The sequence below is a fragment of the Escherichia marmotae genome, assembly GCF_002900365.1.
Taxonomy (GTDB): Bacteria; Pseudomonadota; Gammaproteobacteria; order Enterobacterales; family Enterobacteriaceae; genus Escherichia; species Escherichia marmotae.
Genome location: NZ_CP025979.1, coordinates 619205 through 644450 on the forward strand (window position 1 = coordinate 619205; position 25246 = coordinate 644450).

Annotated in this window: 28 protein-coding genes and 3 pseudogenes; 15 read left to right on the forward strand and 16 right to left on the reverse strand. The window is 48.1% G+C overall.

Annotated elements, in window-relative coordinates:
* The first annotated feature begins 11 nt into the window (after nt 1-11).
* The 3 genes from yeaY to rnd all read left to right on the forward strand — a co-directional run bounded on the left by yeaY (nt 12) and on the right by rnd (nt 3680).
* Nucleotides 12-593 (forward strand): Slp family lipoprotein YeaY, encoded by a 582-nt coding sequence (gene yeaY / locus C1192_RS03305; RefSeq protein WP_000290579.1) that lies wholly within the window; start codon nt 12-14, stop codon nt 591-593.
* 204 nt (nt 594-797) lie between these two features.
* Entirely contained in the window at nt 798-2483 is a 1686-nt protein-coding gene (gene fadD, locus C1192_RS03310; protein WP_103194775.1) for a long-chain-fatty-acid--CoA ligase FadD, read from the forward strand.
* Between the two features lie 81 nt (nt 2484-2564).
* Nucleotides 2565-3680 (forward strand): ribonuclease D, encoded by a 1116-nt coding sequence (gene rnd / locus C1192_RS03315; RefSeq protein ID WP_001516274.1) that lies wholly within the window; start codon nt 2565-2567, stop codon nt 3678-3680.
* A 97-nt stretch (nt 3681-3777) separates the two neighbouring features.
* Here the strand turns inward: rnd and C1192_RS03320 are convergent.
* Nucleotides 3778-3886, reverse strand: a pseudogene (locus tag C1192_RS03320) (tartrate dehydrogenase); the annotation flags it as partial.
* A gap of 1 nt (nt 3887) precedes the next feature.
* On the opposite strand from C1192_RS03320, the pseudogene C1192_RS03325 reads away from it, so the two are divergent.
* From C1192_RS03325 to C1192_RS03345, 5 genes and pseudogenes are all read left to right on the forward strand, one after another.
* Nucleotides 3888-4208: pseudogene (locus tag C1192_RS03325) on the forward strand (LysR substrate-binding domain-containing protein); the annotation flags it as partial.
* Between the two features lie 126 nt (nt 4209-4334).
* Complete coding sequence (gene leuE, locus C1192_RS03330; protein ID WP_000457213.1) at nt 4335-4973, forward strand: leucine efflux protein LeuE; 639 nt, start codon at nt 4335-4337, stop codon at nt 4971-4973.
* Nucleotides 4974-5144: 171 nt separating this feature from the next.
* Nucleotides 5145-5504, forward strand: coding sequence for a DUF1971 domain-containing protein YeaR (gene yeaR / locus C1192_RS03335; RefSeq protein WP_000939314.1), 360 nt, complete (start codon nt 5145-5147; stop codon nt 5502-5504).
* Nucleotides 5505-5507: 3 nt separating this feature from the next.
* A complete protein-coding gene (locus tag C1192_RS03340; RefSeq protein WP_000513737.1) occupies nt 5508-5690 on the forward strand; it encodes a DUF1869 domain-containing protein in 183 nt (60 codons plus the stop codon).
* Between the two features lie 148 nt (nt 5691-5838).
* Nucleotides 5839-6087: a GlsB/YeaQ/YmgE family stress response membrane protein gene (locus tag C1192_RS03345; protein ID WP_000512152.1), complete on the forward strand. Its 249-nt coding sequence runs from the start codon at nt 5839-5841 to the stop codon at nt 6085-6087.
* Between the two features lie 58 nt (nt 6088-6145).
* Here C1192_RS03345 and yoaJ read toward each other — a convergent pair whose 3' ends face one another.
* The 3 genes from yoaJ to C1192_RS03360 are packed head-to-tail and all read right to left on the reverse strand — an operon-like array spanning nt 6146 to nt 7379.
* Nucleotides 6146-6220, reverse strand: coding sequence for a protein YoaJ (yoaJ, locus tag C1192_RS03350; RefSeq protein WP_001386836.1), 75 nt, complete (start codon nt 6218-6220; stop codon nt 6146-6148).
* Nucleotides 6221-6222: 2 nt separating this feature from the next.
* On the reverse strand, nt 6223-6321 hold the full coding sequence (locus C1192_RS03355) for a YoaK family small membrane protein (protein WP_001219350.1): 99 nt from the start codon (nt 6319-6321) through the stop codon (nt 6223-6225).
* Between the two features lie 32 nt (nt 6322-6353).
* On the reverse strand, nt 6354-7379 hold the full coding sequence (locus C1192_RS03360; RefSeq protein ID WP_001516275.1) for a sensor domain-containing diguanylate cyclase: 1026 nt from the start codon (nt 7377-7379) through the stop codon (nt 6354-6356).
* A gap of 184 nt (nt 7380-7563) precedes the next feature.
* On the opposite strand from C1192_RS03360, the gene C1192_RS03365 reads away from it, so the two are divergent.
* On the forward strand, nt 7564-7818 hold the full coding sequence (locus C1192_RS03365) for a putative hemolysin (protein WP_038355621.1): 255 nt from the start codon (nt 7564-7566) through the stop codon (nt 7816-7818).
* 21 nt (nt 7819-7839) lie between these two features.
* Here the strand turns inward: C1192_RS03365 and C1192_RS03370 are convergent, their stop codons facing one another.
* Nucleotides 7840-8187, reverse strand: a complete 348-nt coding sequence (locus C1192_RS03370; RefSeq protein WP_038355620.1) for a DUF488 domain-containing protein — start codon at nt 8185-8187, stop codon at nt 7840-7842.
* A 97-nt stretch (nt 8188-8284) separates the two neighbouring features.
* Nucleotides 8285-8716, reverse strand: a pseudogene (locus C1192_RS03375) (DUF441 domain-containing protein).
* A 168-nt stretch (nt 8717-8884) separates the two neighbouring features.
* Here C1192_RS03375 and yoaI point away from each other — a divergent pair.
* On the forward strand, nt 8885-8989 hold the full coding sequence (gene yoaI / locus C1192_RS03380; protein ID WP_050558860.1) for a small membrane protein YoaI: 105 nt from the start codon (nt 8885-8887) through the stop codon (nt 8987-8989).
* Here the strand turns inward: yoaI and yeaK are convergent, their stop codons facing one another.
* The 5 genes from yeaK to yeaG all read right to left on the reverse strand — a co-directional run bounded on the left by yeaK (nt 8990) and on the right by yeaG (nt 16161).
* Nucleotides 8990-9484, reverse strand: a complete 495-nt coding sequence (gene yeaK / locus C1192_RS03385; protein WP_038355619.1) for a mischarged aminoacyl-tRNA deacylase — start codon at nt 9482-9484, stop codon at nt 8990-8992.
* Nucleotides 9485-9526: 42 nt separating this feature from the next.
* Nucleotides 9527-11017, reverse strand: a complete 1491-nt coding sequence (gene dgcJ, locus C1192_RS03390; protein WP_001516279.1) for a diguanylate cyclase DgcJ — start codon at nt 11015-11017, stop codon at nt 9527-9529.
* Between the two features lie 180 nt (nt 11018-11197).
* The gene (locus C1192_RS03395; protein WP_001516280.1) at nt 11198-12541 is read right to left on the reverse strand and encodes a sensor domain-containing diguanylate cyclase; all 1344 of its coding nucleotides are present in this window, start codon (nt 12539-12541) and stop codon (nt 11198-11200) included.
* A gap of 278 nt (nt 12542-12819) precedes the next feature.
* On the reverse strand, nt 12820-14103 hold the full coding sequence (locus C1192_RS03400; RefSeq protein WP_000219671.1) for a YeaH/YhbH family protein: 1284 nt from the start codon (nt 14101-14103) through the stop codon (nt 12820-12822).
* A gap of 123 nt (nt 14104-14226) precedes the next feature.
* A complete protein-coding gene (yeaG, locus tag C1192_RS03405; protein ID WP_001019882.1) occupies nt 14227-16161 on the reverse strand; it encodes a protein kinase YeaG in 1935 nt (644 codons plus the stop codon).
* A 435-nt stretch (nt 16162-16596) separates the two neighbouring features.
* Here yeaG and mipA point away from each other — a divergent pair, with 435 nt between their 5' ends.
* Nucleotides 16597-17343, forward strand: a complete 747-nt coding sequence (gene mipA / locus C1192_RS03410; RefSeq protein ID WP_000163778.1) for a scaffolding protein MipA — start codon at nt 16597-16599, stop codon at nt 17341-17343.
* Between the two features lie 89 nt (nt 17344-17432).
* The gene (gene yeaE, locus C1192_RS03415) at nt 17433-18287 is read left to right on the forward strand and encodes a methylglyoxal reductase YeaE (RefSeq protein ID WP_001186329.1); all 855 of its coding nucleotides are present in this window, start codon (nt 17433-17435) and stop codon (nt 18285-18287) included.
* A gap of 50 nt (nt 18288-18337) precedes the next feature.
* On the opposite strand, the gene C1192_RS03420 is transcribed toward yeaE, so the two are convergent.
* Together C1192_RS03420 and gapA are read right to left on the reverse strand one after the other, a co-directional pair.
* Nucleotides 18338-19222 carry a D-hexose-6-phosphate mutarotase gene (locus tag C1192_RS03420; RefSeq protein WP_038355618.1) on the reverse strand — a complete coding sequence of 295 codons (885 nt, stop codon included), beginning with the start codon at nt 19220-19222 and terminating at the stop codon, nt 18338-18340.
* An 83-nt stretch (nt 19223-19305) separates the two neighbouring features.
* Nucleotides 19306-20301, reverse strand: a complete 996-nt coding sequence (gapA, locus tag C1192_RS03425; RefSeq protein WP_000153502.1) for a glyceraldehyde-3-phosphate dehydrogenase — start codon at nt 20299-20301, stop codon at nt 19306-19308.
* 341 nt (nt 20302-20642) lie between these two features.
* On the opposite strand from gapA, the gene msrB reads away from it, so the two are divergent.
* Both msrB and C1192_RS03435 read left to right on the forward strand, forming a co-directional pair.
* Complete coding sequence (gene msrB, locus C1192_RS03430; protein WP_038355617.1) at nt 20643-21056, forward strand: peptide-methionine (R)-S-oxide reductase MsrB; 414 nt, start codon at nt 20643-20645, stop codon at nt 21054-21056.
* A 41-nt stretch (nt 21057-21097) separates the two neighbouring features.
* Nucleotides 21098-21370, forward strand: coding sequence for a YeaC family protein (locus tag C1192_RS03435; RefSeq protein ID WP_038355616.1), 273 nt, complete (start codon nt 21098-21100; stop codon nt 21368-21370).
* Between the two features lie 153 nt (nt 21371-21523).
* Here the strand turns inward: C1192_RS03435 and pncA are convergent, their stop codons facing one another.
* Nucleotides 21524-22165: a bifunctional nicotinamidase/pyrazinamidase gene (gene pncA, locus C1192_RS03440; RefSeq protein WP_001120524.1), complete on the reverse strand. Its 642-nt coding sequence runs from the start codon at nt 22163-22165 to the stop codon at nt 21524-21526.
* 186 nt (nt 22166-22351) lie between these two features.
* Here pncA and C1192_RS03445 point away from each other — a divergent pair, with 186 nt between their 5' ends.
* Complete coding sequence (locus C1192_RS03445; protein WP_103194776.1) at nt 22352-23320, forward strand: IS110 family RNA-guided transposase; 969 nt, start codon at nt 22352-22354, stop codon at nt 23318-23320.
* Between the two features lie 22 nt (nt 23321-23342).
* Here the strand turns inward: C1192_RS03445 and ansA are convergent, their stop codons facing one another.
* Both ansA and C1192_RS03455 read right to left on the reverse strand, forming a co-directional pair.
* A complete protein-coding gene (ansA, locus tag C1192_RS03450) occupies nt 23343-24359 on the reverse strand; it encodes an asparaginase (RefSeq protein ID WP_038354285.1) in 1017 nt (338 codons plus the stop codon).
* Nucleotides 24360-24490: 131 nt separating this feature from the next.
* Entirely contained in the window at nt 24491-25201 is a 711-nt protein-coding gene (locus C1192_RS03455) for an SIMPL domain-containing protein (protein WP_001030440.1), read from the reverse strand.
* Nucleotides 25202-25246: the final 45 nt, after the last annotated feature.

The following is a 25246-nucleotide window of genomic DNA, read 5'->3' on the forward strand; positions in this document are numbered from 1 at the left end:
GGAGTCGCATCATGGCGGTTCAAAAGAATGTTATCAAAGGCATACTGGCAGGTACGTTTGCGCTAATGTTGAGCGGTTGTGTCACTGTGCCGGATGCCATTAAAGGCAGCAGTCCCACGCCGCAACAAGATTTAGTTCGGGTGATGAGCGCGCCGCAATTGTATGTTGGTCAGGAAGCGCGCTTTGGCGGCAAAGTGGTCGCGGTACAAAACCAGCAGGGGAAAACCCGTCTGGAAATTGCCACCGTACCGCTCGATAGCGGAGCCAGGCCGACGCTGGGGGAACCTTCTCGCGGGCGCATTTATGCCGATGTGAACGGTTTTCTTGATCCAGTTGATTTCCGCGGACAACTGGTGACGGTTGTCGGGCCAATCACCGGTACGGTTGACGGTAAAATCGGCAATACACCCTATAAATTTATGGTTATGCAGGTAACGGGCTATAAGCGTTGGCATTTAACCCAGCAGGTGATTATGCCGCCGCAGCCGATTGATCCGTGGTTTTATGGTGGCCGTGGCTGGCCCTATGGCTACGGCGGATGGGGCTGGTATAATCCCGGCCCTGCAAGAGTACAAACAGTTGTAACTGAATAATTGCTTGTTTTTAAAGAAAAAGAAACAGCGGCTGGTCCGCTGTTTCTGCATTCTTAGAGTAAAGATAAAAATAAATAGTGACGCGCTTCGCAACCTTTTCGTTGGGGAATTATCAAGCTGGTATGATGAGTTAATATTATGTTAATAACATGTATATCACTTGGGGTTGCGATGACGACGAACACGCATTTTAGAGGTGAAGAATTGAAGAAGGTTTGGCTTAACCGTTATCCCGCGGATGTTCCGACGGAGATCAACCCTGACCGTTATCAATCTCTGGTAGATATGTTTGAGCAATCGGTCGCGCGCTATGCCGACAAGCCCGCGTTTGTGAATATGGGGGAGGTGATGACCTTCCGCAAACTGGAAGAGCGCAGCCGTGCGTTCGCCGCGTATTTACAACAAGGGCTGGGGCTGAAGAAGGGCGATCGCGTTGCGCTGATGATGCCTAACTTATTGCAATATCCGGTGGCGCTGTTCGGCATTTTGCGCGCCGGGATGATCGTCGTAAACGTCAATCCGTTATATACCCCGCGCGAGCTTGAGCATCAGCTCAACGACAGCGGCGCATCTGCGATTGTCATCGTGTCCAACTTTGCCCATACCCTGGAAAAAGTGGTTGATAAAACCGCTGTCCAGCACGTGATTCTGACACGTATGGGCGATCAGCTTTCTACGGCGAAAGGGACGCTGGTTAACTTCGTTGTTAAATACATCAAGCGTCTGGTGCCGAAATATCATCTGCCAGATGCCATTTCATTTCGTAGCGCTCTGCATAATGGTTACCGGATGCAGTACGTAAAACCTGAACTGGTGCCGGAAGATTTAGCCTTCCTGCAATACACCGGCGGCACCACTGGCGTGGCGAAAGGCGCAATGCTGACTCACCGCAATATGCTGGCAAATCTGGAACAGGTTAACGCGACCTACGGGCCGCTGTTGTATCCGGGTAAAGAGCTGGTGGTGACGGCATTGCCGCTGTATCACATTTTCGCATTGACCATTAACTGCCTGCTGTTTATCGAACTGGGCGGGCAGAATCTGCTTATTACTAACCCACGTGATATTCCGGGGCTGGTGAAAGAGCTGGCGAAATATCCGTTTACCGCGATCACCGGCGTTAACACGTTGTTCAACGCGTTGCTGAACAATAAAGAATTCCAGCAACTGGATTTCTCCAGTCTGCATCTTTCCGCTGGTGGTGGGATGCCTGTTCAGCAAGTGGTGGCAGAACGCTGGGTGAAACTGACCGGACAATATCTGCTGGAAGGTTATGGCCTGACCGAGTGTGCACCGCTGGTCAGCGTTAACCCGTATGATATTGATTATCATAGCGGTAGCATTGGTTTGCCGGTGCCGTCGACCGAAGCCAAGTTGGTTGATGACGACGATAACGAAGTACCGCCGGGTCAACCGGGTGAGCTTTGTGTCAAAGGGCCGCAGGTGATGCTGGGCTACTGGCAGCGTCCGGATACTACCGATGAAATCATCAAAAATGGCTGGTTACACACCGGCGACATCGCGGTGATGGATGAAGAAGGATTCCTGCGCATTGTCGATCGTAAAAAAGACATGATTCTGGTTTCTGGCTTTAACGTCTACCCCAATGAGATTGAAGATGTGGTCATGCAGCACCCAGGTGTACAGGAAGTGGCGGCTGTTGGCGTACCTTCCGGTTCCAGCGGTGAAGCGGTGAAAATCTTCGTGGTGAAAAAAGACTCGTCACTCACGGAAGAATCACTGGTGACTTTTTGCCGCCGTCAGCTCACAGGCTATAAAGTACCGAAGCTGGTGGAGTTTCGTGATGAGTTACCGAAATCTAACGTCGGAAAAATTTTGCGACGAGAATTACGTGACGAAGCGCGCGGCAAAGTGGACAATAAAGCCTGAGCGTTAAGTCAGTCGTCAGACGCCGGTTAATCCGGCGTTTTTTTTGACGCCCACTAAAGAGAATACAATTTGAATTACCAAATGATTACCACGGACGATGCGCTGGCTTCTTTGTGTGAAGCCGTCCGTGCCTTTCCGGCGATAGCCCTGGATACTGAATTTGTACGTACGCGCACCTATTACCCGCAACTTGGGTTGATTCAACTTTTTGATGGCGAACATCTGGCGCTAATCGATCCACTCGGGATCACCGACTGGTCACCGCTGAAAGCGATCCTGCGCGATCCTTCCATCACCAAATTTCTCCATGCGGGCAGTGAAGATCTGGAAGTGTTCCTCAATGTCTTTGGTGAGTTACCACAACCTCTGATTGACACGCAAATCCTCGCCGCATTCTGTGGACGCCCGATGTCATGGGGCTTTGCCTCTATGGTGGAAGAGTATTCCGGCGTTACGCTCGACAAGAGCGAATCGCGCACCGACTGGCTGGCCAGACCGCTAACCGAGCGTCAATGCGAATACGCGGCGGCGGACGTCTGGTATCTGTTACCGATCGCCGCAAAGCTGATGGTTGAAACGGAAGCCTCTGGTTGGCTACCTGCGGCACTGGATGAATGCCGCCTGATGCAAACGCGTCGTCAGGAGATCGTTGCGCCAGAAGACGCATGGCGTGATATCACCAATGCCTGGCAATTACGCACGCGCCAACTCGCCTGTCTGCAACTGCTAGCCGACTGGCGGCTGCGTAAGGCTCGGGAGCGCGATCTGGCGGTGAACTTTGTCGTGCGTGAAGAGCATTTGTGGTCGGTAGCGCGTTATATGCCGGGCAGTCTGGGCGAGCTGGATAGCCTGGGCTTATCCGGTAGCGAAATCCGCTTCCACGGTAAGACGTTGCTGGCGCTGGTAGAGAAAGCGCAGGCATTGCCAGAAGAGGCCTTGCCGCAGCCGATGCTTAACCTGATGGATATGCCCGGTTATCGCAAAGCGTTTAAAGCGATTAAGTCGCTGATTACTGACGTGAGTGAAACGCACAAGATCAGCGTCGAATTGCTGGCATCGCGTCGGCAAATCAACCAACTGCTGAACTGGCACTGGAAATTAAAACCACAGAATAATTTGCCAGAGCTGATTTCCGGCTGGCGTGGTGCGCTGATGGCGGAAGCATTACACAATTTATTGCAGGAATATCCGCAATAAAACGTGCGTAAGCCGGACAAGGTGCGTTATGCGCTGCATCCGGCTTCGGATAAACTACAAATCCAACACCAGTCGGTTCAAATAAACTGGTTTGACCTTAACGCAAAATAATTTTGCAAATAGCGTCAGTAAATTGTGGCGTGGTGGCTGCCTTTCATATCCGGTGTTTTTGGCCCGTGAGTAATCACATCTTCAATCGCTTCCAGGTTTGGTGTCTGGCAATTGCGCAATAAAGAAGGGCAGCATACGATTAAAGTTACCGGGCCGATGTTGTCTAATCATGGGGAAATTGTGCATCAGTGGTGCCTCGATGGCCAGGGGATTGCGCTGCGTTCCTGGTGGGATGTCAGTGAAAATATTGCCAGTGGTCATTTAGCGCAAGTGCTACCGGAATATTACCAGCCAGCGAATGTCTGGGCGGTATATGTATCAAGGCTGGCGATGTCAGCGAAGGTGCGGATAACGGTAGAGTTTTTACGCCAGTATTTTTCCCAACACTATCCGAATTTTTCACTGGACCAGGCATGAATAACAATTCAATTGTCCAGTTATTGTCAGGTTAAAACCTGATTTTCTCCTTTCTAAGCCGTTGCGGATTGGTTAGCATATTCACCTTTAATCGCGCATGATCCAAAGAGAATTAAAGAGGTTAATGTGTTCGCAGAATATGGGGTTCTGAATTACTGGACCTATCTGGTTGGTGCCATTTTTATCGTGTTGGTGCCTGGGCCGAATACCCTGTTTGTGCTTAAAAATAGCGTCAGCAGTGGAGTGAAAGGCGGTTATCTTGCGGCCTGCGGTGTATTTATCGGTGACGCGGTATTGATGTTTCTGGCGTGGGCTGGTGTCGCAACCTTAATTAAGACCACACCGATATTATTCAATATCGTACGTTATCTTGGCGCGTTTTATTTGCTCTATCTGGGGGGTAAAATTCTTTACGCCACCCTGAAAGGTAAAAATAACGAGGCTAAATCAGATGAGCCACAATATGGTGCCATCTTCAAGCGCGCATTAATTTTGAGTCTGACCAATCCGAAAGCCATTTTGTTCTATGTGTCGTTTTTCGTACAGTTTATTGATGTCAATGCGCCACATACTGGGATTTCATTCTTTATTTTGGCGACAACACTGGAATTGGTAAGCTTCTGTTATTTGAGCTTCCTGATTATTTCAGGTGCATTTGTCACGCAATACATTCGCACCAAGAAGAAACTAGCCAAAGTGGGCAACTCGCTGATTGGTCTGATGTTTGTTGGTTTTGCCGCACGACTGGCGACGCTGCAGTCTTAATGCTTTCAGCCCGCGATGCTGCGGGCTTCCCTCCTGAAATGCATCTGTATTCACCGTTTGATGATGCTAAAAAGTAACCAATAAATGGTATTTAAAATGCAAATTATCAGGCGTACTCTGAAACGGCTGAAATAAATGGTTTTCAGCATATTTACTGAAGGAGGGAAAAGGATGCTGCAAATCCCACAGAACTACATTCATACGCGCTCAACACCTTTCTGGAATAAACAAACTGCGCCTGCCGGAATATTCGAACGTCATCTTGATAAAGGAACGCGTCCGGGTGTTTATCCACGCCTGTCCGTTATGCATGGGGCGGTCAAATATCTCGGCTACGCCGATGAACACAGCGCAGAACCTGATCAGGTGATCCTCATCGAAGCAGGTCAATTCGCGGTGTTCCCGCCAGAAAAGTGGCACAATATTGAAGCCATGACTGACGATACTTATTTCAACATTGACTTCTTCGTTGCTCCTGAAGTCCTGATGGAAGGTGCAAAACAACGGAAAGTCATTCATAGCGGGAAATGAATCATGGGCAAAGCAACGTATACCGTAACCGTCACCAATAACAGTAATGGTGTTTCTGTCGATTACGAAACAGAGACGCCGATGACCTTGCTGGTGCCAGAAGTGGCGGCTGAAGTAATAAAAGATCTCGTCAATACCGTGCGTTCATATGACACGGAAAACGAACATGATGTTTGTGGTTGGTAATAATTGCTAATGTCAGATGGCGCTAATTCAGCGCCATCGCAAAAAAAATCCTCTGTGACACACATCACAATTCTTGCTTCTCTTATGTTGTGCTATGCTTTTTATCAGCGACTAACCCGCTAATGCAAAACAGATAAGTGAGGAAACAATGGGCATTCTGTCATGGATTATTTTTGGACTTATTGCCGGTATTCTGGCGAAGTGGATCATGCCTGGTAAAGATGGTGGTGGATTCTTTATGACCATCCTGCTGGGAATTATCGGTGCCGTAGTTGGTGGATGGATCAGTACACTGTTTGGTTTTGGCAAAGTCGATGGCTTTAACTTTGGTAGTTTTGTTGTTGCCGTGATTGGTGCGCTTGTCGTGTTGTTTATCTACAGAAAAGTCAAAAGTTAATGCTGAAAAACACAAAGGCTGCCGACAGGCAGTCTTTGCTATTTTTACCGACGTAGTGTTACCACCATCCCAGCTCGGTGCCAAGAACGACAATAATCGCCACGCCCATCATGATAATCGTTGTTTTTTTCATCTTCATGCCCCCGGGGCCGCATAGCCGCCAATAAAAAACCACGCTAAAAATACGACTGCCGTAATAAAGATTACGACGGGAAAGATAATACCGATTCGCATGTTACCACCAAAGAAAAGGATGTGAATATGCCTCAGGAATGCCTGTCTGAATGCGCGATAAAAGGTGTTTTCTCTTTGTGTTTTTTCTCCTGATACATCGCGATATCGGCAGCATGCAGGGCACTGTCTGCGTCGGTTGTTTCAGGATCCACTTCAACTATGCCAAGACTGGCACCAGGATAAAACAGCTCAATATCGCCCAAGTGATATTCTCCACGTATTTGCTGTTGAATACGCTCACGCAGTGACGGGATATCCGCGTTTTCATTAACCAGAGATACGACTAAAAATTCATCGCCGCCGAGACGACCAATAATCTCGCCATTTTGATGCAGCTTATTGAGGCGCTCACCAACCTGAATAAGAAACAGATCGCCGCTATTGTGGCCAAAACGGTCATTGATTAGTTTGAAGTTATCCAGGTCGATAAAGGCAATCATGGCTTTACGCTTCAGATGCCGGGCAAGAGAAAACAGCGTCTTCAGGTTATCAAAAATCGCCCGCCGATTAGGTAGCCCAGTTAAAGAGTCAGTATACGACTGCGCAATCAAAGCGGCATTGGCTTCACGTAATTGCTCAACCAGCGCCTCTTTTTGAATATATTGTGCAATCAGCCCGGCGAATAACTGTAAAACCTGCTCTGCGCGCTCACTCCACGGACGCTTCTCGCTGCTGGCGGCGCAAAGTGTGCCATAGAATGAACCATCCGGTAAGTGAACCGGCGTGCTCAGGAATGTCGTGATGCCGAGATTGCGGGCTGCGATGCAGTCACCCCAACGATCGGGAACTTCATCGCTGAAAAAACAGTTTTCATCAATGGCGCGTTTGCACAACGAGTAATCCCACGAGACAGTAAAATTCTCCGGAATGTGCATTTTCTGGCTATTACGGGCGAACAGAATATGTTGCAGGCGCGCGTCAATATCCACTTTTGTCAGATAAGTCGACTCCATGTCGGTGACCATTTCCAGCATCTCCAGAAGCTGCCGAACCAGACTTTCGAGAGAATGTTCTGAGGCGAGTGACTGCGAAACGCGGGCAATGATCTGATCTGACACGAAAGAACTCCAGGATGCTGCGGGTAAAATGCTGATTATTTAATCTTTACAGGCATGATAAAACATCATCAACGAAGATGAAACTAGCTGTAATATATTTTAAGTGAATGTAAAAGAAATAGTGCTGCAAAACAAAACGATACCGCGATATTCTAAGGCGTAGATAAATGTGCGGGATCAATATATGAAAATTCTCAGTTTTGCTCTGCCTTGCCTGCTAATTCTGGCAGGGTGTTCAACTACTTCTCAGCCGGATGCGCCAAAACCGCCGCAGGTTGGCATGGCGAATCCGGCTTCGGTCTACTGTCAGCAGAAAGGCGGTACGCTCATTCCGGTGCAGACACCGCAAGGGGTCAGTAACAATTGCAAATTGCCGGGTGGTGAAACGATTGATGAATGGGCGTTATGGCGGCGGGAGCATCTGGCTGGTGAAAAATAACAGCCGGATGCCATGCTAAAATCACAAGCTGCGTAGCCAGTCGGCCAGGACCAGTGCATGGTTTTGCGTGGTATTTTTTGCCGAGTAGAGCAGGGTCAGCGGCTGTTTTTGAGCGATTTCCGCCAGCCGTTTCCCTTCCGGCTCGTGTTGCGCCAGTTCAGCAAGATATTGTTCGCGAAAGGTTTTAAAATCGACCACTTCTCCGTGAAAGGCTTTGCGCAACTCTGTTGATGGTGTGATCTCTTTATCCCACTCATCAAGTGCTAAATCAGTTTTTTTGATACCACGCGGCCAGAGGCGGTCGACCAGTACGCGATAACCATCGCTCTGTTCAGCCGGATCATAAACGCGTTTACACTGAATATTCATCGTGTTTGTTCTCCCTTTCACGCATGATTTACCACGTCACTATAGCACTTTGTGGCTGTTGGTTTTTTGTTGTGCCAGTTCTGAGTTCGAAAACAGTCTACTGTTTCCCGATGATCAGAGAGACCAGTCCCGCGGCAATAAGCGGGCCGACCGGTACACCGCGAAACAGTGCCACACCTAAAATTGTGCCTACCAGCAGCCCGGCGACCAGTTGCGGCTGGCTGCCCATTAACGTCACGCCGCGTCCGCCAAGCCAGGAGACAATCACTCCCACGGCAATCGCTACCAGCGATTTCCAGTTCAGAAACGAGTGAATCAGTGTCGAGGGGGGCAGTGTTCCGCTGGCAATAGGGGCCATTACGCCAATGGTCAGAATGATTATCCCGATACTCAGTCCCTGTTAAAAGGTGCTTAACGGTGTGACGCGGACAATGATCAACACCAGAATTGAAACGGCGACAGTGGTGTTGTGGCTGATAAAGCCCAGCGCAGCTAAGCCGAGCAGGATCAGCAAAGTGACATCAAACATCGTGGTTTCCTTGCCAAAAAATAATAACCCGCCTACTTTACGCCTGCTGCTGAAAGGAAGCAGAAAAAAATTACGTGTTATGCATAAAAAATCAGGCAAATTGTCATCAAATTGCCACTTGTACACGCTAACAATAACGTGAAAACAGGTATCTTCTGGGGGAAAACCATGAACGATCAAATGCTCGTTGAGACACTGATTATCACGTCATCGTTTTTTGCCATTGCAGTTGTGTTAGTACTGTCCGTTCTGCTTATTGAACGGACCAGCTAGTTACGCAGTACGGCGGAATTTGACCAGTTCTGGTTGCGCAATGCGCAAGTAATCTGTGGTGTTCAGAATTACAGATTTATCCAGCATGCCTGCGTTGAAGGCAATCTCATCGAATCGCTCAAAGAGTAGTGGGTTGGCAACCAGTTTGAGTTTTGGGTGGAAGCTGAAGGGGGGGATAGCGCCAAAGACACAGCCTGTCAGTTCATCGACTTCCGCCGGGCTGGCCAGCGAAGCGCGTAGCCCACCGATGTGACTGGCGAGTTTACTAAGATCAGCCTGTTGATCGGCTGCGAGGATCGCCAGAACATGCTGATTTACGCCATTACCTTTGACTTTACACACCAGTGCTTTAGCTCCCTGACCCAAAGCGGTGCCACGAATTTCTGACACCGCTTCGCATTTACCTACCGCTTCGTGGGTAACGATGCGGAAGTTAGCACCTTCTTGTGATAATAAAGCGATTAACCGCTGATGCGTCACGCTTCCTTTAGTCATTTCACGCTCCTGGAATTATAACCAAATAACCACAGAAGATTATCATGAACGGCTGTTTTTGTTCTGCTTATTGACATATAAACGTTCATCAGAAGCTTTATACGCATCATGTAACGTATCGTTTTCTTTCATCGCGTAAATACCGGAAGAGAAGCCGATCTCTTTCTTCGGCGCGATATGTTGCAGGCGTTTTTCGATACGTTCAGGCAGTTGCGCGGCAATTTGCGGCGTAGAATCGACCAGAATGATGCAAAATTCATCGCCACCGAGACGGATGGCATAATCGCTTTTACGAATCGACTGCTTAATCGCCTGGGCTAATAATGTAATCGCTAAATCGCCCTCCTGATGACCGAGGGTGTCATTAATTTGCTTTAACTTGTCCATGTCAATTGCAATAAACATGACAGAAGAACCGGATTGCACCAGTTTCTGCAAACGCTGCTCCAGTTCAGGCGTTAATATTTTGCGATTATACAGTCCGGTCATCGCATCACTGATATTTTCGCGCGTCACGTTCTGGTACAAGCGGAAGTGCATCCGGACCATATTCAGCAAAATTAACGCTGTCAAAATCCAGAACAGAACGCTTTTCCACGAAGACGTGATAAAGTAAAGAATATCAATGGATAACGAAACGCGAATACCGCCAGGTAAGTCGTGGACGTAACTGACATACTGAAACAGGTTATCTTCGCTCTGGTTGATAATAATGTCCCGTCCCGAATCTGTATCGGTTAGCGTGACATTAAGAAAACGCCAGAGGAGAGGGCGATCATGAGTGTAAAAGATATTTCGTAGATTATTCTTATTAATATCCAGCAGTACAATACCTTTTAACTGCCTTGCAACATAAACCGGTGTCAGCAAACTCATCACGTTCTGTTTAGTACGCTGATCCTGGTAAATGCTCGATAACACAGTACGTCCGGTAAACACTTTTTCAATATCTTTACGATCAATGCCAATGCTTCCTGATTGCAGGAAGGACCAGTTATTCATCGCGAAGTACTCAACATTGACTGGCTCATAAAAATAGACATAGCGGTCATTGAGATCGAGATAATAGTGAAATTTCTCTTCGGCCATGCCAAGACCGGAACCATAATCATCCTGATGGCGGTTGCCTTCAACTGCCTGATCAAATGCCGGTAATAGCGCCGCAGCTTCCACAATCGTGTCGCAGTCAGTGGATGCAGTCTGCAATGTTCCGTGTAAACCCGCGTAAGTATGGGCTGTCAGGTTTAAGCCATGGGTATTGTTGGCTGATTCAAAAGCTTCACAGATGGCACGTCGCTGTTCTGGCGACACCTCAGACTGTTTCGCAGCCAGCGCGCGCATCACATGTGCGGCGATACTCTGATTTTGATACTTGTCGTAGAGAAAGGAGGAATCTGCTTTCTGGACGATATAGCGCAAATAAGCACTCATTGCCCTGTCGCTGGCGACAAGTTCAAAAATAAGGAAGGAAGATGTCAGCACAATGACACTTGCGGCGATAAAATGCCGGAGCATTCTATGGTGCAATTTCATGATAAATGGCACTCCTTCGGTTAGTGAAACGAGAAAACCAGATAAAGTTCGATTGCGGCCTGGTACAGGGGCGCTAATTATACTCATCTCTGCGCCGCTGGGGAGGGGAAATTTAGGGGTATTGATAATAAATTGTATGCCAAAGCCACGCAAAACGCATGGCTGTGAATAATTTTGCACTCAAATATAATGAATAATCACTTTGTTGCCACCATCATTTTTCGCTTCTCGTAACGCTTTATCAGCTTCCGTCATGACAAGCGAGATATTACGCGTGTCGCCAGTGGAAAAAACACAGCCAATGCTGATGGTCATTTGTTCAGGGACATTATATCTATTACTAAAACCGGTCAGTAGTTCGACATTTTTACGCACCCGATCGGCGATAATTTTTGCCTGGGCAGCATTCAATTCGGTAAATAGTAAACCGAACTCTTCACCTTCCAGACGCGCGAAGATGTCATCGGGGCGGATACTTTGCTGGATAATATCGACAATTGAAACCAGAACTTTATCGCCCACATGATGACCCCACTGAGCATTTATGCGTTTGAACTGGTTAATATCTACCAGCATGATACAAAAATCCTTCACAACAGGGCGAGAGAGTAATGACTCTACACTGTTGAAAAAGTGACGGCGGTTATAAATATTGGTCAGTACATCATAAACCGCCAGTTTACTGGCAAGTTGTAGTTCCTGAAAAATGTTATAAATCAGGAAAGAAACCACAAACAGTTTACTGGAAACCTCAATACCGCGGCTGATATACCAGATGGTGTAATTATATTCATCCAGAGTCAGTAGCAACAAGTTACAACAGAGTGAGGCCAGACATAATAACGCGATTGACGGCCAAAGTTCGCTCGCTAAACCTGTCCGTGTGATAATAAAAAATAGTAAACATGCCCACAGACAAACCAGAATCTTGGTGTAGTTAATACCCCAACTCGCAGTATTATTATTCGGGCAGTAATCTACGACATATAAGGCATAGTCAGGATTATAACTGCTCAGGTTGTGCGCCAGTAATGGAAACAACATAAAAGGTATTAGTGCCAGCAACAGGATGCAGGTTTTTTTCTTGTTGTTTGTCAGAATGCTGTTTCGGTCATAACAGAAAAGAGCCAGCGATGCTAAGCTAATAAAACTTAGTTGGCGAAAAAGATAGAAAATGGAAACGTCATTCGATTTCGTCTGGATCAGCGTACTATCGCTGATAGGCTTGTGAATAATAACGATCGTTTCAGTTAAATAGACAAGGCCACTTAAAAAAGCAAGACTTAAAATTAGGGTTGGGAAAATATCTCGATTAGTAAAATACTTCATTAACATGAAAAGGAAAATGACGGCGTTAAGGAAAAATAAAGCCACAACGACCATCAGGTAGTTCATCTGAGGGATGAGCTTTATATTGGCGTTTTCATTATATAAGGTGGTAATGCAAAATAAAATTAATGTCAATAGTAAGCTGAAAATAAAAAAGCTGTGTGCTTTTAATTTTTGTGTACCCATGGGAACCATAAAAAAGGAGAGCAATCTGAGTAGTCGATTTTATTGATTGCAGAGAAATGGAGTTTTGACCGGGATCAATTATCATTATCAGTAAAAAAGAATTAAAGTATAGCATTGAGAAAAGCGTGCTAACAGAATCATTTTTCCGAATGATTGTTTCATGAAACTAAGTTCTGTAAAGGTTACGCTATTATATTTAAGTTGTTTGTAAGCTAATGTAGATAATAAATAACTGTATTTACAATTAACTAAAAATCAGCCAGGGAATAATGACCTGGCTGATGGTTTTAGTCTTTAGTAGTTGCATTTTGTTTATGAAATAGTTCGCGAAACACCGGATAAATATCATCCTGATCGCGGATATGCTGCATCGCAAAGTTTTCGAATGTAGATTGCAGATGCTCATATTCCCGCCACAATGTCTGATGAGCGCGACGGGTAATTTCGATATAGCTGTAATAACGAACAACGGGCAACAATTTTTTCGCCAGAATTTCATGGCAAAGCGGAGAGTCATCGGCCCAGTTATCACCGTCCGACGCCTGCGCGGCATAAATATTCCATTGTGCCGGGTTATAACGCTCTTTCACCACCTCATCCATCAGTTTCAGAGCGCTGGAAACAATGGTGCCACCCGTTTCCTGCGAGTAGAAAAACTCATGTTCATCGACTTCTTTCGCCTGGGTATGGTGGCGGATGTAAACGACCTCCACGTTCTTGTAAGTTCTGCTCAGGAACAGATACAGCAAAATATAAAAACGTTTGGCCATATCTTTGGTGGATTGATCCATTGAACCAGAAACGTCCATCAGACAAAACATTACCGCCTGACTGGAGGGATCGGGTCGTTTTTCGTAGTTCTTATAACGTAAATCGAAGGTGTCGATGAACGGAACGCGTTCAATTTTGGCGCGTAATTCGGCAATCTCTTTGCGTAGCCGTTCCTCTTCCAGCAATTGCGCAGGTTCACTGTTGCTGATGATTGCCAAATCTTCTTCCAGAGCATGAAGTTCCCGCCGTTTACCTGCGGTCATCGCGGTACGTCTCGCCAGTGAGTTTTGCAATGAACGCACCACGCTGATATTGGCCGGAACGCCGTTAGCGGTATAACCCGCCCGATGCGTTTTAAACTCGGTCAATTGGCGTTGCTGGTTCTGTTTTAAATTCGGTAAGGCTAAATCTTCAAACAGCAGGTCGAGATATTCGTCTTTCGAAATCTGGAAGACAAATTCATCCTGACCTTCACCGTCCTGACTAGCCTGGCCCTGACCACTACCGGAACCGCCGCTGCCGCCCTGGGGACGTTCAATGCGATCGTTCTGGATGAAATGGTCGTTACCCGGGTGAACGCGATGGCGCAGGCCGCCACGCCCCTGATGAAACATCGGTTCGCTAATATCTTCCGTTGGAATGGAGACGGACTCGCCGCTGTCGACGTCAGTCACCGAACGCTTATTAATGGCCTCGGAGATCGACTGTTTAATTTGCGCTTTATAACGGCGTAAAAAACGCTGGCGATTCACCATGCTTTTGTTTTTGCCGTTCAGACGCCGGTCAATAAACCAGGTCATATGCCCCCCGTACTGCATTTGCCAACTGTATGCTGCACCTGTATTGCCGGACACGCTTCGCTTATCCGGCCTACGGTTCGCTGTCGTTGTAGGCCCATGAGCATGTGCTCCGGGCTATGGTTGTTAAGAGGATTTACGTACGCGCAAATACCATTCGCACAGTAAACGCACCTGTTTACGGGTGTAGCCTTTCTCCATCATACGGTCGACAAAATCGTCGTGTTTCTTCTGCTCGTCGGTTGAGGTTTTAGCGTTAAACGAAATGACTGGCAGTAATTCTTCGGTATTGGAAAACATTTTTTTCTCAATAACCGTGCGCAGTTTTTCATAACTGGTCCAGTTCGGATTGCGTCCGCTGTTATTTGCTCTGGCGCGCAGCACGAAGTTGACAATCTCGTTACGGAAATCTTTCGGATTGCTGATCCCCGCTGGTTTTTCGATTTTCTCCAGCTCGGCGTTCAGCGACTCGCGATCAAACAACTGACCGGTATCCGGGTCGCGATACTCCTGATCCTGGATCCAGAAATCCGCATAGGTGACATAACGATCGAAAATGTTCTGTCCATATTCGGAATAAGATTCCAGATAAGCCGTCTGGATCTCTTTGCCGATAAACTCGGCATATTTTGGGATCAGATAACCTTTCAGGAACTCCAGATAGCGTTCTGCCTGCTCTTGCGGGAACTGCTCGCGCTCAATCTGCTGTTCAAGAACGTAGAACAGATGGACCGGGTTAGCTGCCACTTCCACGTGATCGAAGTTGAACACGCGAGAGAGGATCTTAAATGCAAAACGTGTGGACAGACCGTTCATCCCTTCATCGACGCCCGCGTAATCCCGATACTCCTGATACGATTTGGCTTTCGGATCGGTATCTTTCAGACTTTCGCCATCATAAACGCGCATCTTTGAATAAATGCTGGAGTTTTCTGGCTCTTTCAGACGCGAAAGAATGGAAAAACGTGACAGAGTTTCCAGCGTGCCAGGTGCGCATGGTGCGTGAGTCAGTTCACTATGATTAAGTAATTTCTCGTAGATTTTAATCTCTTCGGAAATGCGCAAGCAGTACGGCACCTTCACGATATAGACACGGTCGAGGAAGGCCTCGTTGTTTTTATTGTTACGGAAAGTGACCCATTCGGATTCGTTCGAGTGGGCGAGAATAATCCCGTTGAACGGCAGGGCGGAGATACCTTCCGTCCCGTTGTAGTTGCCTTCCTGGGTGGCGGTCAACAGAGGATGCAGCACTTTAATCGGTGCTTTAAACATCTCGACAAATTCCATGATCCCCTGGTTGGCGCGGCACAGCGCACCGGAATAACCATAGGCGTCTGGATCGTTCTGCGCGTAGTGTTCGAGCTTACGAATATCGACTTTCCCTACCAGCGCTGAGATATCCTGGTTGTTCTCATCGCCGGGCTCCGTTTTAGCGATGGCAATTTGTTGTAGAATCGACGGCCAGACCTTCACAACCCGAAATTTAGTGATATCGCCACCAAATTCATGCAGGCGCTTCGCGGCCCACGGCGACATGATAGTGCCGAGGTAGCGGCGCGGAATGCCGTACTCTTTTTCGAGGATCTGCGCATCTTCCTGTGGATTGAACAGACAGAACGGATGATCGTTGACCGGGCTGCGCTCACCATTGGCGCTCAATACATAAATAGGCACGAGTTGCATTAATGATTTCAGTCGCTCCGCAAGCGACGATTTCCCCCCACCCACAGGCCCCAGCAGATACAGAATTTGTTTCTTCTCTTCCAGCCCCTGAGCCGCGTGTTTCAGATAAGAGACAATCTGTTCAATCGCGTCTTCCATGCCGTAAAACTCTTCAAACGCCGGATAACGTGCGATGACCCGGTTCGAGAAGAGTCGAGAAAGTCTGGGTTCCTGGGCTGTATCGACCATGACAGGCTCACCAATAGCCATCAGTAGCCGCTCAGCCGCGTTGGCATAAGCACTGCGATCTTGCCGACAAGTGGTAAGAAACTCCTGCAGTGTGAACTCTTCGTCCTTGGCAGCTTCATATCGCTGGCGATAGTGATCGAATATATTCATGGTATGCCGTCCTTTCGTTTTTTAGCACAGGTTAAGAGCCGTTCATATGAATAGTAGAGGCTCCCGGAAGAGGTAAACTGAACGACGTCTCTTGCTAAAACACAGCAACTCTCATGCCATCTTACCGACTGCGAGAAGAACGTGCCCGGTGATACACCTTCAAAATTAAGCGTAGATGGCAAATGGAAAACTTGCCTGCACGGCTTTCTGGATTTCAATGGCATATCAACAACTCACCCATAAAAATTGCATAACTAATGTAAAGAATATTGCCGTCGGTAATGCAAAATTCATTCAGGTGTAAGCCTGATGTCACCAGCGTCAGGAAAATTAAACAGTTACCTTTAGAAATGAAAATGTAAAAAGGTTGGGTTTCGATGTATTGACGGGTAAACTTTGTCGCCCGCTAAACATTTGTTTAAGGAATGATTAATTGTGACCAAACTCAAACTTCTGGCACTTGGAGTGCTTATCGCAACGTCTGCAGGCGTAGCACACGCTGAAGGTAAATTTTCCCTGGGCGCAGGCGTAGGTGTCGTTGAACACCCTTATAAAGATTACGATACCGATGTTTACCCAGTACCGGTAATCAACTATGAAGGCGATAACTTCTGGTTCCGTGGCTTAGGTGGTGGTTACTACCTGTGGAACGATGCAACGGATAAACTTTCGATTACCGCTTACTGGTCGCCGCTCTACTTCAAAGCTAAAGACAGTGGCAACCACCAGATGCGCCACCTGGATGACCGTAAGAGCACTATGATGGCCGGTCTGTCCTACGCTCACTTTACCCAGTACGGTTATCTGCGTACCTCTCTGGCAGCCGACACACTGGATAACAGCAACGGTATCGTCTGGGATACGGCCTGGTTGTACCGTTACACTAACGGTGGTCTGACTCTGACCCCGGGTATCGGTGTACAGTGGAACAGCGAAAACCATAACGAATACTATTATGGCGTATCGCGTAAAGAGTCTGCGCGCAGCGGTCTGCGTGGCTATAACCCGAATGATAGCTGGAGTCCGTATCTGGAACTGAGCGCCAACTACAACTTCATGGGCGACTGGAGCATTTACGGTACTGCGCGCTACACCCGTCTGTCCGATGAAGTTACCGATAGCCCGATGGTTGATAAGTCCTGGACAGGTCTGATTTCGACCGGGATCACCTACAAATTCTGATAGTGCATCTTTCCAGGGCATTTTGTGCATAAAAACAGGGCGTCACGCCCTGTTTTGCATTACGGTGGTGCGTAACCTGGGAGGAAACAATGCAACAAAAAATGATTCAGTTTAGTGATGGGGACTCAGTGCCAGCCATAGGGCAGGGAACATGGTTTATGGGCGAAGATGTCAGTCAGCGCAAAACAGAAGTCGCTGCACTGCGCGCGGGCATTGAACTCGGTTTAACCCTCATTGATACCGCCGAAATGTATGCGGACGGTGGTGCTGAAAAGGTAGTTGGTGAAGCATTAACTGGCCTGCGTGATAAGGCCTTTCTCGTCTCTAAGGTCTATCCGTGGAATGCTGGCGGACAAAAAGCGATTAATGCCTGCGAAGCCAGCTTACGCCGTCTTAATACCGATTATCTCGATCTTTATTTATTACACTGGTCTGGCAGTTTCGCTTTTGAAGAAACTGTTGCCGCGATGGAAAAATTGATCGCCCAGGGCAAAATCCGCCGCTGGGGCGTTTCTAATCTTGATTATGCCGATATGCAGGAGCTCTGGCAGGTGCCGGGGGGAAATCAGTGTGCGACTAATCAGGTGCTTTATCATCTTGGCTCACGGGGTATTGAGTTCGATTTACTTCCCTGGTGCCAGCAACAGCAGATGCCGGTGATGGCTTACAGCCCGTTAGCCCAGGCTGGGCGGTTGCGCAATGGACTGCTAAAAAACGCGGTCGTCAACGAAATCGCACATGCCCACAATGTCAGCGCGGCGCAAGTTCTGCTGGCGTGGGTAATCAGCCATCAAGGCGTGATGGCGATTCCAAAAGCGGCAACTATCGCGCATGTTCAACAAAATGCGGCTGTGCTGGAGATTGTGCTTTCGCCAGAAGAATTAGCGATGCTGGACAAAGCGTATCCGGCACCAAAAGTAAAAACTGCGCTGGATATGGTGTGATGCTGAGCAGTGCCGGATACATCGCATCCGGCACACAAAACTAGCGCAGATTAGCGTTTGGCAACGCGGATGGATTGTGCCAGACGAGAGGGCATATCTTTGGACGTTTTTTGTGCTTCAGAGGCGTAAGCGGTTTCTACGCAGACAAAGGTTTTGTAGCCGTCATCTGGCATATCGTCCATGCTGACTGAAAGCGCCGGACCTGGATTCCAGCCAACAACGTTCAGAAGATGCTGGTGACCAACGGTAATAATGCGATTCAACGCTTCGTCATTAATCACACTACAATCTTGCGGATTCAGATACACGCGATCGGTACGATCCGGGAATGTCTGAATCCCCCCGGTCAAAGTGCCTTCTTTCGCTTCATTGACTTTATCAATGAAGCGATCTCCCAGGCCACTGACGCTCACCTTAGCAATATCACCCACGTTAAAGTAGGTATGCAGGGCAGAGGTGGTTTCAAATTCGCCGTGCGCTTCAAGATCAATTTCACAAGTCTTACCCACGCGGAAATGCGCTAACAGCGTAAAGTCGTGCGGCCAGTATTTTTTCGTCTCGTCGCTTTGTGTCAGTTCAAAAGTCAGCGCTACGCCATCGGCATCTTCACTGTGCGATTTCAGCGTCCACGGCAGAATGCGGGCAAAACCGTGAGCAGGCAGACCTTGCTGTGCTGCCGGACCAAACCACGGCCAACAAACCGGCACGCCGCCGCGAATGGCGACGCCATTTTTAAACGGCGTGTTATTACTCAACCACAGAACGTCTTCTTCACCTGCAGGTTTCCAGGAGAGAAGGTGTGCGCCCTGTAATGCAAAAGAGGCTTTTACCTGGGGATGATCGACCACAATAAGGTTCAGTTCATCCAGTTTACGACGGGAGAGGACAGGGGAAATTTGTTCGATGACCGGAAGGGCAAAAATTTTCTTAATCATGACGCAGTCCTTTAACTTCATTTCATCAGGTAAAAAAAAGAGCGACCGAAGTCGCTCTTTTTAGATCACAGAGTCATCTCAACTTATTTGGAGATGTGAGCGATCAGATCCAGAACTTTGTTGGAGTAACCGGTTTCGTTGTCGTACCAGGATACCAGTTTCACGAAGTTGTCGTTCAGAGCGATACCCGCTTTAGCATCGAACACGGAAGTGCAAACTTCGCCGTTGAAATCGGTAGATACTACGTCATCTTCGGTGTAGCCCAGAACGCCTTTCATTTCGCCTTCAGCAGCAGCTTTAACGGCAGCTTTGATCTGCTCGTAAGTTGCAGCTTTTTCCAGACGAACGGTCAGGTCAACTACGGATACGTTCGGAGTCGGAACACGGAACGCCATACCAGTCAGTTTGCCATTCAGTTCTGGCAGTACTTTACCTACAGCTTTAGCAGCACCGGTAGAGGACGGGATGATGTTCTGGGAAGCGCCACGGCCGCCGCGCCAGTCTTTGTGAGACGGGCCGTCAACGGTTTTCTGAGTAGCGGTAGTAGCGTGAACGGTGGTCATCAGACCTTCGATGATGCCGAAGTTATCGTTGATAACTTTAGCCAGCGGAGCCAGGCAGTTGGTGGTGCAGGAAGCGTTAGAAACGATGTCCTGGCCAGCATATTTGTCGAAGTTAGCGCCTTTAACGAACATCGGAGTGTTGTCTTTAGACGGACCAGTCATAACCACTTTTTTCGCACCAGCGGTGATGTGTTTACGAGCAGTTTCGTCAGTCAGGAACAGACCAGTTGCTTCAGCGACAACGTCAACACCAACTTCGTCCCATTTCAGGTTAGCCGGATCACGTTCAGCGGTAACACGGATTTTTTTACCGTTTACGATCAGATGACCGTCTTTCACTTCAACGGTGCCGTCGAAACGACCGTGAGTGGAGTCATATTTCAGCATGTATGCCATGTAATCAGCGTCTAACAGGTCGTTGATTGCAACGATCTCAATGTCAGAACGTTTCTGAGCAGCACGGAAAACAATGCGACCGATACGGCCAAAACCGTTGATACCTACTTTGATAGTCATATATTCCACCAGCTATTTGTTAGTGAATAAAAGGTTGCCTGTAAAATTACAAAAACCTTACGCAGCGTCAAGCGGAATCGTGTCAATCATTGCGACAAATCAATCCTGTGCCTTGGCATTACACGACTGACTCGCCTCACTCTTCCTTTGGGCTTGAAACCACATGAGGGCGGCGCCCAGAATTTTAAAGGGCAATTATGATAAAAATGTGATTTTCATCACGATTTAGGTGCAGCTATTTCGTCGAGATCAAGTTTAGGACAAAATTTTGCCAGTAGGTGTTAATGTTTTGTTAGAATAAGTCACGTAATGTGAGCGTGATTAAAGTGAGATGTGAGCAAATGGCTAACAAACCTTCGGCAGAAGAACTGAAAAAAAATTTGTCCGAGATGCAGTTTTACGTGACTCAGAATCACGGGACGGAGCCGCCATTCACTGGACGTTTACTGCATAACAAGCGCGGCGGTGTTTACCACTGTTTGATTTGCGATGCACCTCTGTTTCACTCCCAAACCAAGTATGATTCAGGCTGTGGCTGGCCCAGTTTTTATGAGCCGGTGGGTGAAGATTCGATCCGTTATATCAAAGACTTGTCACATGGTATGCAGCGGATAGAAATTCGTTGTGGAAACTGTGATGCCCATCTGGGGCACGTCTTTCCCGACGGCCCGCAACCCACAGGCGAACGTTATTGTGTTAACTCGGCATCATTGCGCTTTACTGATGACGAAAATGGCGAAGAAATCAACGGTTGAAAAAACGATTCAGCAACTTATTCCACAGGAGCGGGAAAATTATGGGTCTTGATGAAATAATCAACAGCATGACGCCTGAGGTTTACCAGCGTTTATCGACCGCCGTTGAACTGGGAAAATGGCCAGATGGTGTTGCGCTGACTGAAGAACAAAAAGAGAACTGCCTGCAACTGGTGATGTTATGGCAGGCCCGAAACAATACCGATGCGCAGCATATGACAATCGACACTAACGGTCAGATGGTCATGAAGAGCAAACAACAGTTGAAAGAAGATTTTGGTATCTCGGCAAAGCCGATAGCCATGTTTAAGTAAGAGATTTGTTCCCTTTATCAGACGTTTATGAAGAGAGGGATAATCTTTACTGTTACGAGTTGATTGTTTGATTTAACTACGAGCACGCCAGATGTGCCGTTGATGTGTCTTATCTGGCCTACAACGTCAGTACTGAATCGTAGGCCAGCAAAATTATCCCTGCGTCTCTTCCCAGTCCGCCAGCGTGTACAGTGTTGCTCCAGCCGCTGACATCTCCATAAATGCGTGTGCACTGTCCTGCGGCTGAATATTTACGCCACGACAGCCATCGGTAATCACGCTCACGCTATAACCTAACTGCAACGCGTCCAGCACGGTAAACTTCACACAATAGTCAGTAGCCAGCCCCATAACGATCAATTCATTGATTTCATGGTCGCGTAACCAGCCATCGAGCGCGGTTTTCTGCCGACGTCCGTTATCAAAAAAAGCACTGTAACTGTCAACTAAAGGGTTTTCGCCTTTATGGAACACTGCTGCGATCGCATTTTGATTGAGTAACGGATGTAATTGCGCGCCTTCACTGCTCTGCACGCAGTGTTCAGGCCAGAATGTTTGCGGCAAACCGTCGAGCGTCCCCTGGCTGTATGGCTCCACCTGATGCTGGCTGGCAAAACTGCCGTGATTAGCCGGATGCCAGTCCTGACTGGCGATAACTGGTTCACCGCGCAACTGACACCAGTCAATCAAGCGGTTAGCGACATCCACAGTGCTGTCACCTTCTGGCACGGCGAGCGCGCCACCGGCACAGAAATCATTTTGTAAATCGACCAGTAACAGGGCGCGATGGGGCATTGCAATCTCCTTGTATCTTGAAAATTGGTTAATATAACAGCGATTAGATTTGGCAATGTGTATGCAGCCTGTTGTCTCCTGGGGTTTATAGCCCGTGATTAAGCGTTTGGCGCATACACTGAGCCACTCATCTGAAACCCGAACAGTTGTCCGTACTCCATAACGCATTTGCAAGGATGGGTAATAATGAGTCTGCCAAATCCACTCTGTGTGGGAATTGATGTTTCCAAAGCGACACTGGACATTGCTACTACCAGTGAGTTCGCCCAGTTCACTACAGGTAACGACGCTGATGGCTTTGATGCCATTGTTGCTGAACTCAGAAAGCATTCGGTGGCGTTGATTCTGATGGAAGCCACCGGAGGGCTTGAGGCTGCTGTGGCCTGCTCGCTTCAGGCCGAAGGTTTTGATGTTGCGGTTGTCAATCCAAGGCAGGCCAGAGACTTTGCCCGTGCAATGGGATACCTGGCAAAGACTGACCGCATTGACGCCAGAGTGCTTGCTCAGATGGCTGAAGTCATTAATCGCCATCCGGAACGGGAACGCTTTATTCGGGCTCTGCCGGATGGCGAACGTCAGGTGCTTGCTGCAATGGTGGTACGCAGACGCCAGTTGATTACCATGTTGGTGGCTGAGCGTAACCGTCTGCATCCTGCACATCCGCAAAGCAGAAAAAGCATTAATATCATCATCCAGGCTCTGGAGAATGAACTTGCCCGGATCGATGAAGATATGAACAGGCACATTCAGAGTCATTTTAAAGAGCTTACTGAACGTCTGAGCAGCATCAAAGGTGTTGGCACCATGACGGCTGCTGCATTGCTGGCAGAAGTGCCAGAACTGGGCAACCTCTCGAGACGTGAAATCAGTGCACTTATAGGTGTTGCTCCGGTAAACCGGGACTCGGGAACCATGCGCGGTCGACGAACCATTTTTGGCGGTCGAGCGGGGGCAAGAGCAGCCCTGTACATGGCAGCTCTTGTGGCAACCCGGTTTAATCCGGTGATAAAGGCGTTTTATATGCGTCTGCTTGCAGCCGGAAAAGCCAAAAAAGTGGCGCTGGTTGCCTGTATGCGTAAGTTGCTGACTATCCTGAACGCAATGCTCAGAAAGAACGAAGAATGGAATGAATCGCACCATCATGTTGCTCCATGATTTTTACGTTCAAGACAGTTGCTTAATCATCCGGCGTCAGCTCGCCGCGTAGGTTTTGGCTCATAGCCTTGCGAATGGTTTCAGTATCCAGTCCCTGGCTAAGTAGATAGTGCAGCTTGGTGAGAGTGGCTTCCACAGTCATATCCGCGCCGCCAATAACGCCGGCGTGGGCGAGGGCGTTACCGGTGGCATATCCCCCCATATTCACTTTACCGGACATACATTGCGTCAGATTAACCACCACGATACCGCGATCGCTGGCCTCCTGTAATTCTTGCAGGAAAGCTTTGTTTTGCGGCGCATTACCCACACCGTAAGAGCGAAGAATCAACGCCTTAACCGGTTGGCGCAGGAAATTACGCACAACATCGGCAGAGATCCCCGGATAAATTGTCACCACGCCGATCGGTTGTGGCGTAATTGGATGAACGATCAGTTCTCCATCACCGTGCGGGGCGGGTGGTGTATTCAAACGACGAATATGGATACCTGCTTCCAGTAACGGTGGAAGATTGGGGGAAGCAAAGGCATCAAAACCATCGGCATGGGCTTTAGTGGTTCGGTTTCCGCGATACAGGCGGTTATTAAAAAACAGCGTTACTTCGTTGATCGGGTAGTTAGCAGCAACGTACAACGCATTCAGCAGATTGATTTGTCCGTCAGAGCGTAGCTCGGCTAACGGGATTTGTGACCCTGTCACAATGACCGGTTTACCAAGATTCTCCAGCATGAACGACAGTGCAGAGGCGGTATATGCCATGGTATCGGTGCCGTGCAGAATGACAAAACCATCGTACTCGTTATAGTGCGCTTTAATGTCTTCAGCGATATGCTGCCAGTCTTCCGGCGTCATATCGGAAGAATCCATTAGCGGCGTATATTCATGAATAGTGAAATCTGGCATCTCCGGGCGATGGAATTCCGGCATCAACGCCAACTGGCGTTGCAGATGACCTGACACTGGAATATAACCCTGCTCGGAACGCTGCATCCCGATGGTTCCGCCCGTGTAGGCAACGTAAATTGATTTCTTTTGCATGATATTGATATGAATGATATCGAAAGAGCAAAAGTATATACGTGAGGGGCAGGGAGCGCACCTGGATACTCTGTGGATATGAGAAAAGTCTGGCGGAACAGAGGGTGTAGCGTCCCGCCGGAGAAAAGTGATTAATCCTGCAACGCATAGGTTACGGTCGTTACCACGCGCACCGTTTTATTAATCGCCGTAGGATCATCTTCATCACTGCCACTGGCGAAGATCTGGAACACCCCTTGCGAAGCATCGCTGATTGACCCCACCTGACTACCTGAATCCGTCGCAAACTGTAATGCTGCGTTGCGTGCGTCTTTTGTCGCGGCGGCAATCATCTCAGCGCGAAGTGCGCCAATGCCATTAAAACGATAGGCGATTTTGCTATCAGCGATAGCACCATCCGTGGCGACTTGCAGTTCGTTTAGTTTAGCGACGACTTTTTCGACGGCAGCAACGTTATGGGTTTTTATCGTCACTGACCCGTCGGCATTATAGCGAGGCATCGTTGGATCATCTTTGAGATAAAAGGAGTCCGTTCGCTTGCTTGTCCATTGGCCCAGGTTTATCTCTGTGCTGCTAATCCCCTGAGCGTTGAGTTCGGCAACAATTTTTTTCTGCGCGTCTTCCAGTTTTGGGAAAAGCTCGCCGGGAACATTGCCCTTAAAGTTAATCGCAATGGTTAATTCAGCCGTATCTGCGCGAACTTCTTTTTCCGAAAGCCCCCGCACGTTCACATAACGGTTGTTAGTTTTTAAATGCTTAACTCCATCGCCAACGAAATAACCACAGGCGCTGATCCCCAGTCCGAGGACAATAGCGGCAATTAAAGAGGGTGCCTTATTCACTGATGACTCCTTATCAGATGCAGAATGAGCAAGGCAATGTAGTGG

Excerpts from the sequence above, each read along its gene's own strand:
- yeaY (WP_000290579.1), top strand. The coding sequence starts at position 12 with ATGGCGGTTCAAAAGAATGTTATCAAAGGCATACTGGCAGGTACGTTT.
- rnd (WP_001516274.1), top strand. The coding sequence starts at position 2,565 with ATGATTACCACGGACGATGCGCTGGCTTCTTTGTGTGAAGCCGTCCGT.
- yeaR (WP_000939314.1), top strand. The coding sequence starts at position 5,145 with ATGCTGCAAATCCCACAGAACTACATTCATACGCGCTCAACACCTTTC.
- C1192_RS03340 (WP_000513737.1), top strand. The coding sequence starts at position 5,508 with ATGGGCAAAGCAACGTATACCGTAACCGTCACCAATAACAGTAATGGT.
- C1192_RS03345 (WP_000512152.1), top strand. The coding sequence starts at position 5,839 with ATGGGCATTCTGTCATGGATTATTTTTGGACTTATTGCCGGTATTCTG.
- C1192_RS03355 (WP_001219350.1), bottom strand. The coding sequence starts at position 6,321 with ATGCGAATCGGTATTATCTTTCCCGTCGTAATCTTTATTACGGCAGTC.
- C1192_RS03365 (WP_038355621.1), top strand. The coding sequence starts at position 7,564 with ATGAAAATTCTCAGTTTTGCTCTGCCTTGCCTGCTAATTCTGGCAGGG.
- C1192_RS03370 (WP_038355620.1), bottom strand. The coding sequence starts at position 8,187 with ATGAATATTCAGTGTAAACGCGTTTATGATCCGGCTGAACAGAGCGAT.
- yoaI (WP_050558860.1), top strand. The coding sequence starts at position 8,885 with ATGAACGATCAAATGCTCGTTGAGACACTGATTATCACGTCATCGTTT.
- yeaK (WP_038355619.1), bottom strand. The coding sequence starts at position 9,484 with ATGACTAAAGGAAGCGTGACGCATCAGCGGTTAATCGCTTTATTATCA.
- dgcJ (WP_001516279.1), bottom strand. The coding sequence starts at position 11,017 with ATGAAATTGCACCATAGAATGCTCCGGCATTTTATCGCCGCAAGTGTC.
- C1192_RS03395 (WP_001516280.1), bottom strand. The coding sequence starts at position 12,541 with ATGGTTCCCATGGGTACACAAAAATTAAAAGCACACAGCTTTTTTATT.
- C1192_RS03400 (WP_000219671.1), bottom strand. The coding sequence starts at position 14,103 with ATGACCTGGTTTATTGACCGGCGTCTGAACGGCAAAAACAAAAGCATG.
- yeaG (WP_001019882.1), bottom strand. The coding sequence starts at position 16,161 with ATGAATATATTCGATCACTATCGCCAGCGATATGAAGCTGCCAAGGAC.
- yeaE (WP_001186329.1), top strand. The coding sequence starts at position 17,433 with ATGCAACAAAAAATGATTCAGTTTAGTGATGGGGACTCAGTGCCAGCC.
- C1192_RS03420 (WP_038355618.1), bottom strand. The coding sequence starts at position 19,222 with ATGATTAAGAAAATTTTTGCCCTTCCGGTCATCGAACAAATTTCCCCT.
- gapA (WP_000153502.1), bottom strand. The coding sequence starts at position 20,301 with ATGACTATCAAAGTAGGTATCAACGGTTTTGGCCGTATCGGTCGCATT.
- msrB (WP_038355617.1), top strand. The coding sequence starts at position 20,643 with ATGGCTAACAAACCTTCGGCAGAAGAACTGAAAAAAAATTTGTCCGAG.
- C1192_RS03435 (WP_038355616.1), top strand. The coding sequence starts at position 21,098 with ATGGGTCTTGATGAAATAATCAACAGCATGACGCCTGAGGTTTACCAG.
- pncA (WP_001120524.1), bottom strand. The coding sequence starts at position 22,165 with ATGCCCCATCGCGCCCTGTTACTGGTCGATTTACAAAATGATTTCTGT.
- C1192_RS03445 (WP_103194776.1), top strand. The coding sequence starts at position 22,352 with ATGAGTCTGCCAAATCCACTCTGTGTGGGAATTGATGTTTCCAAAGCG.
- ansA (WP_038354285.1), bottom strand. The coding sequence starts at position 24,359 with ATGCAAAAGAAATCAATTTACGTTGCCTACACGGGCGGAACCATCGGG.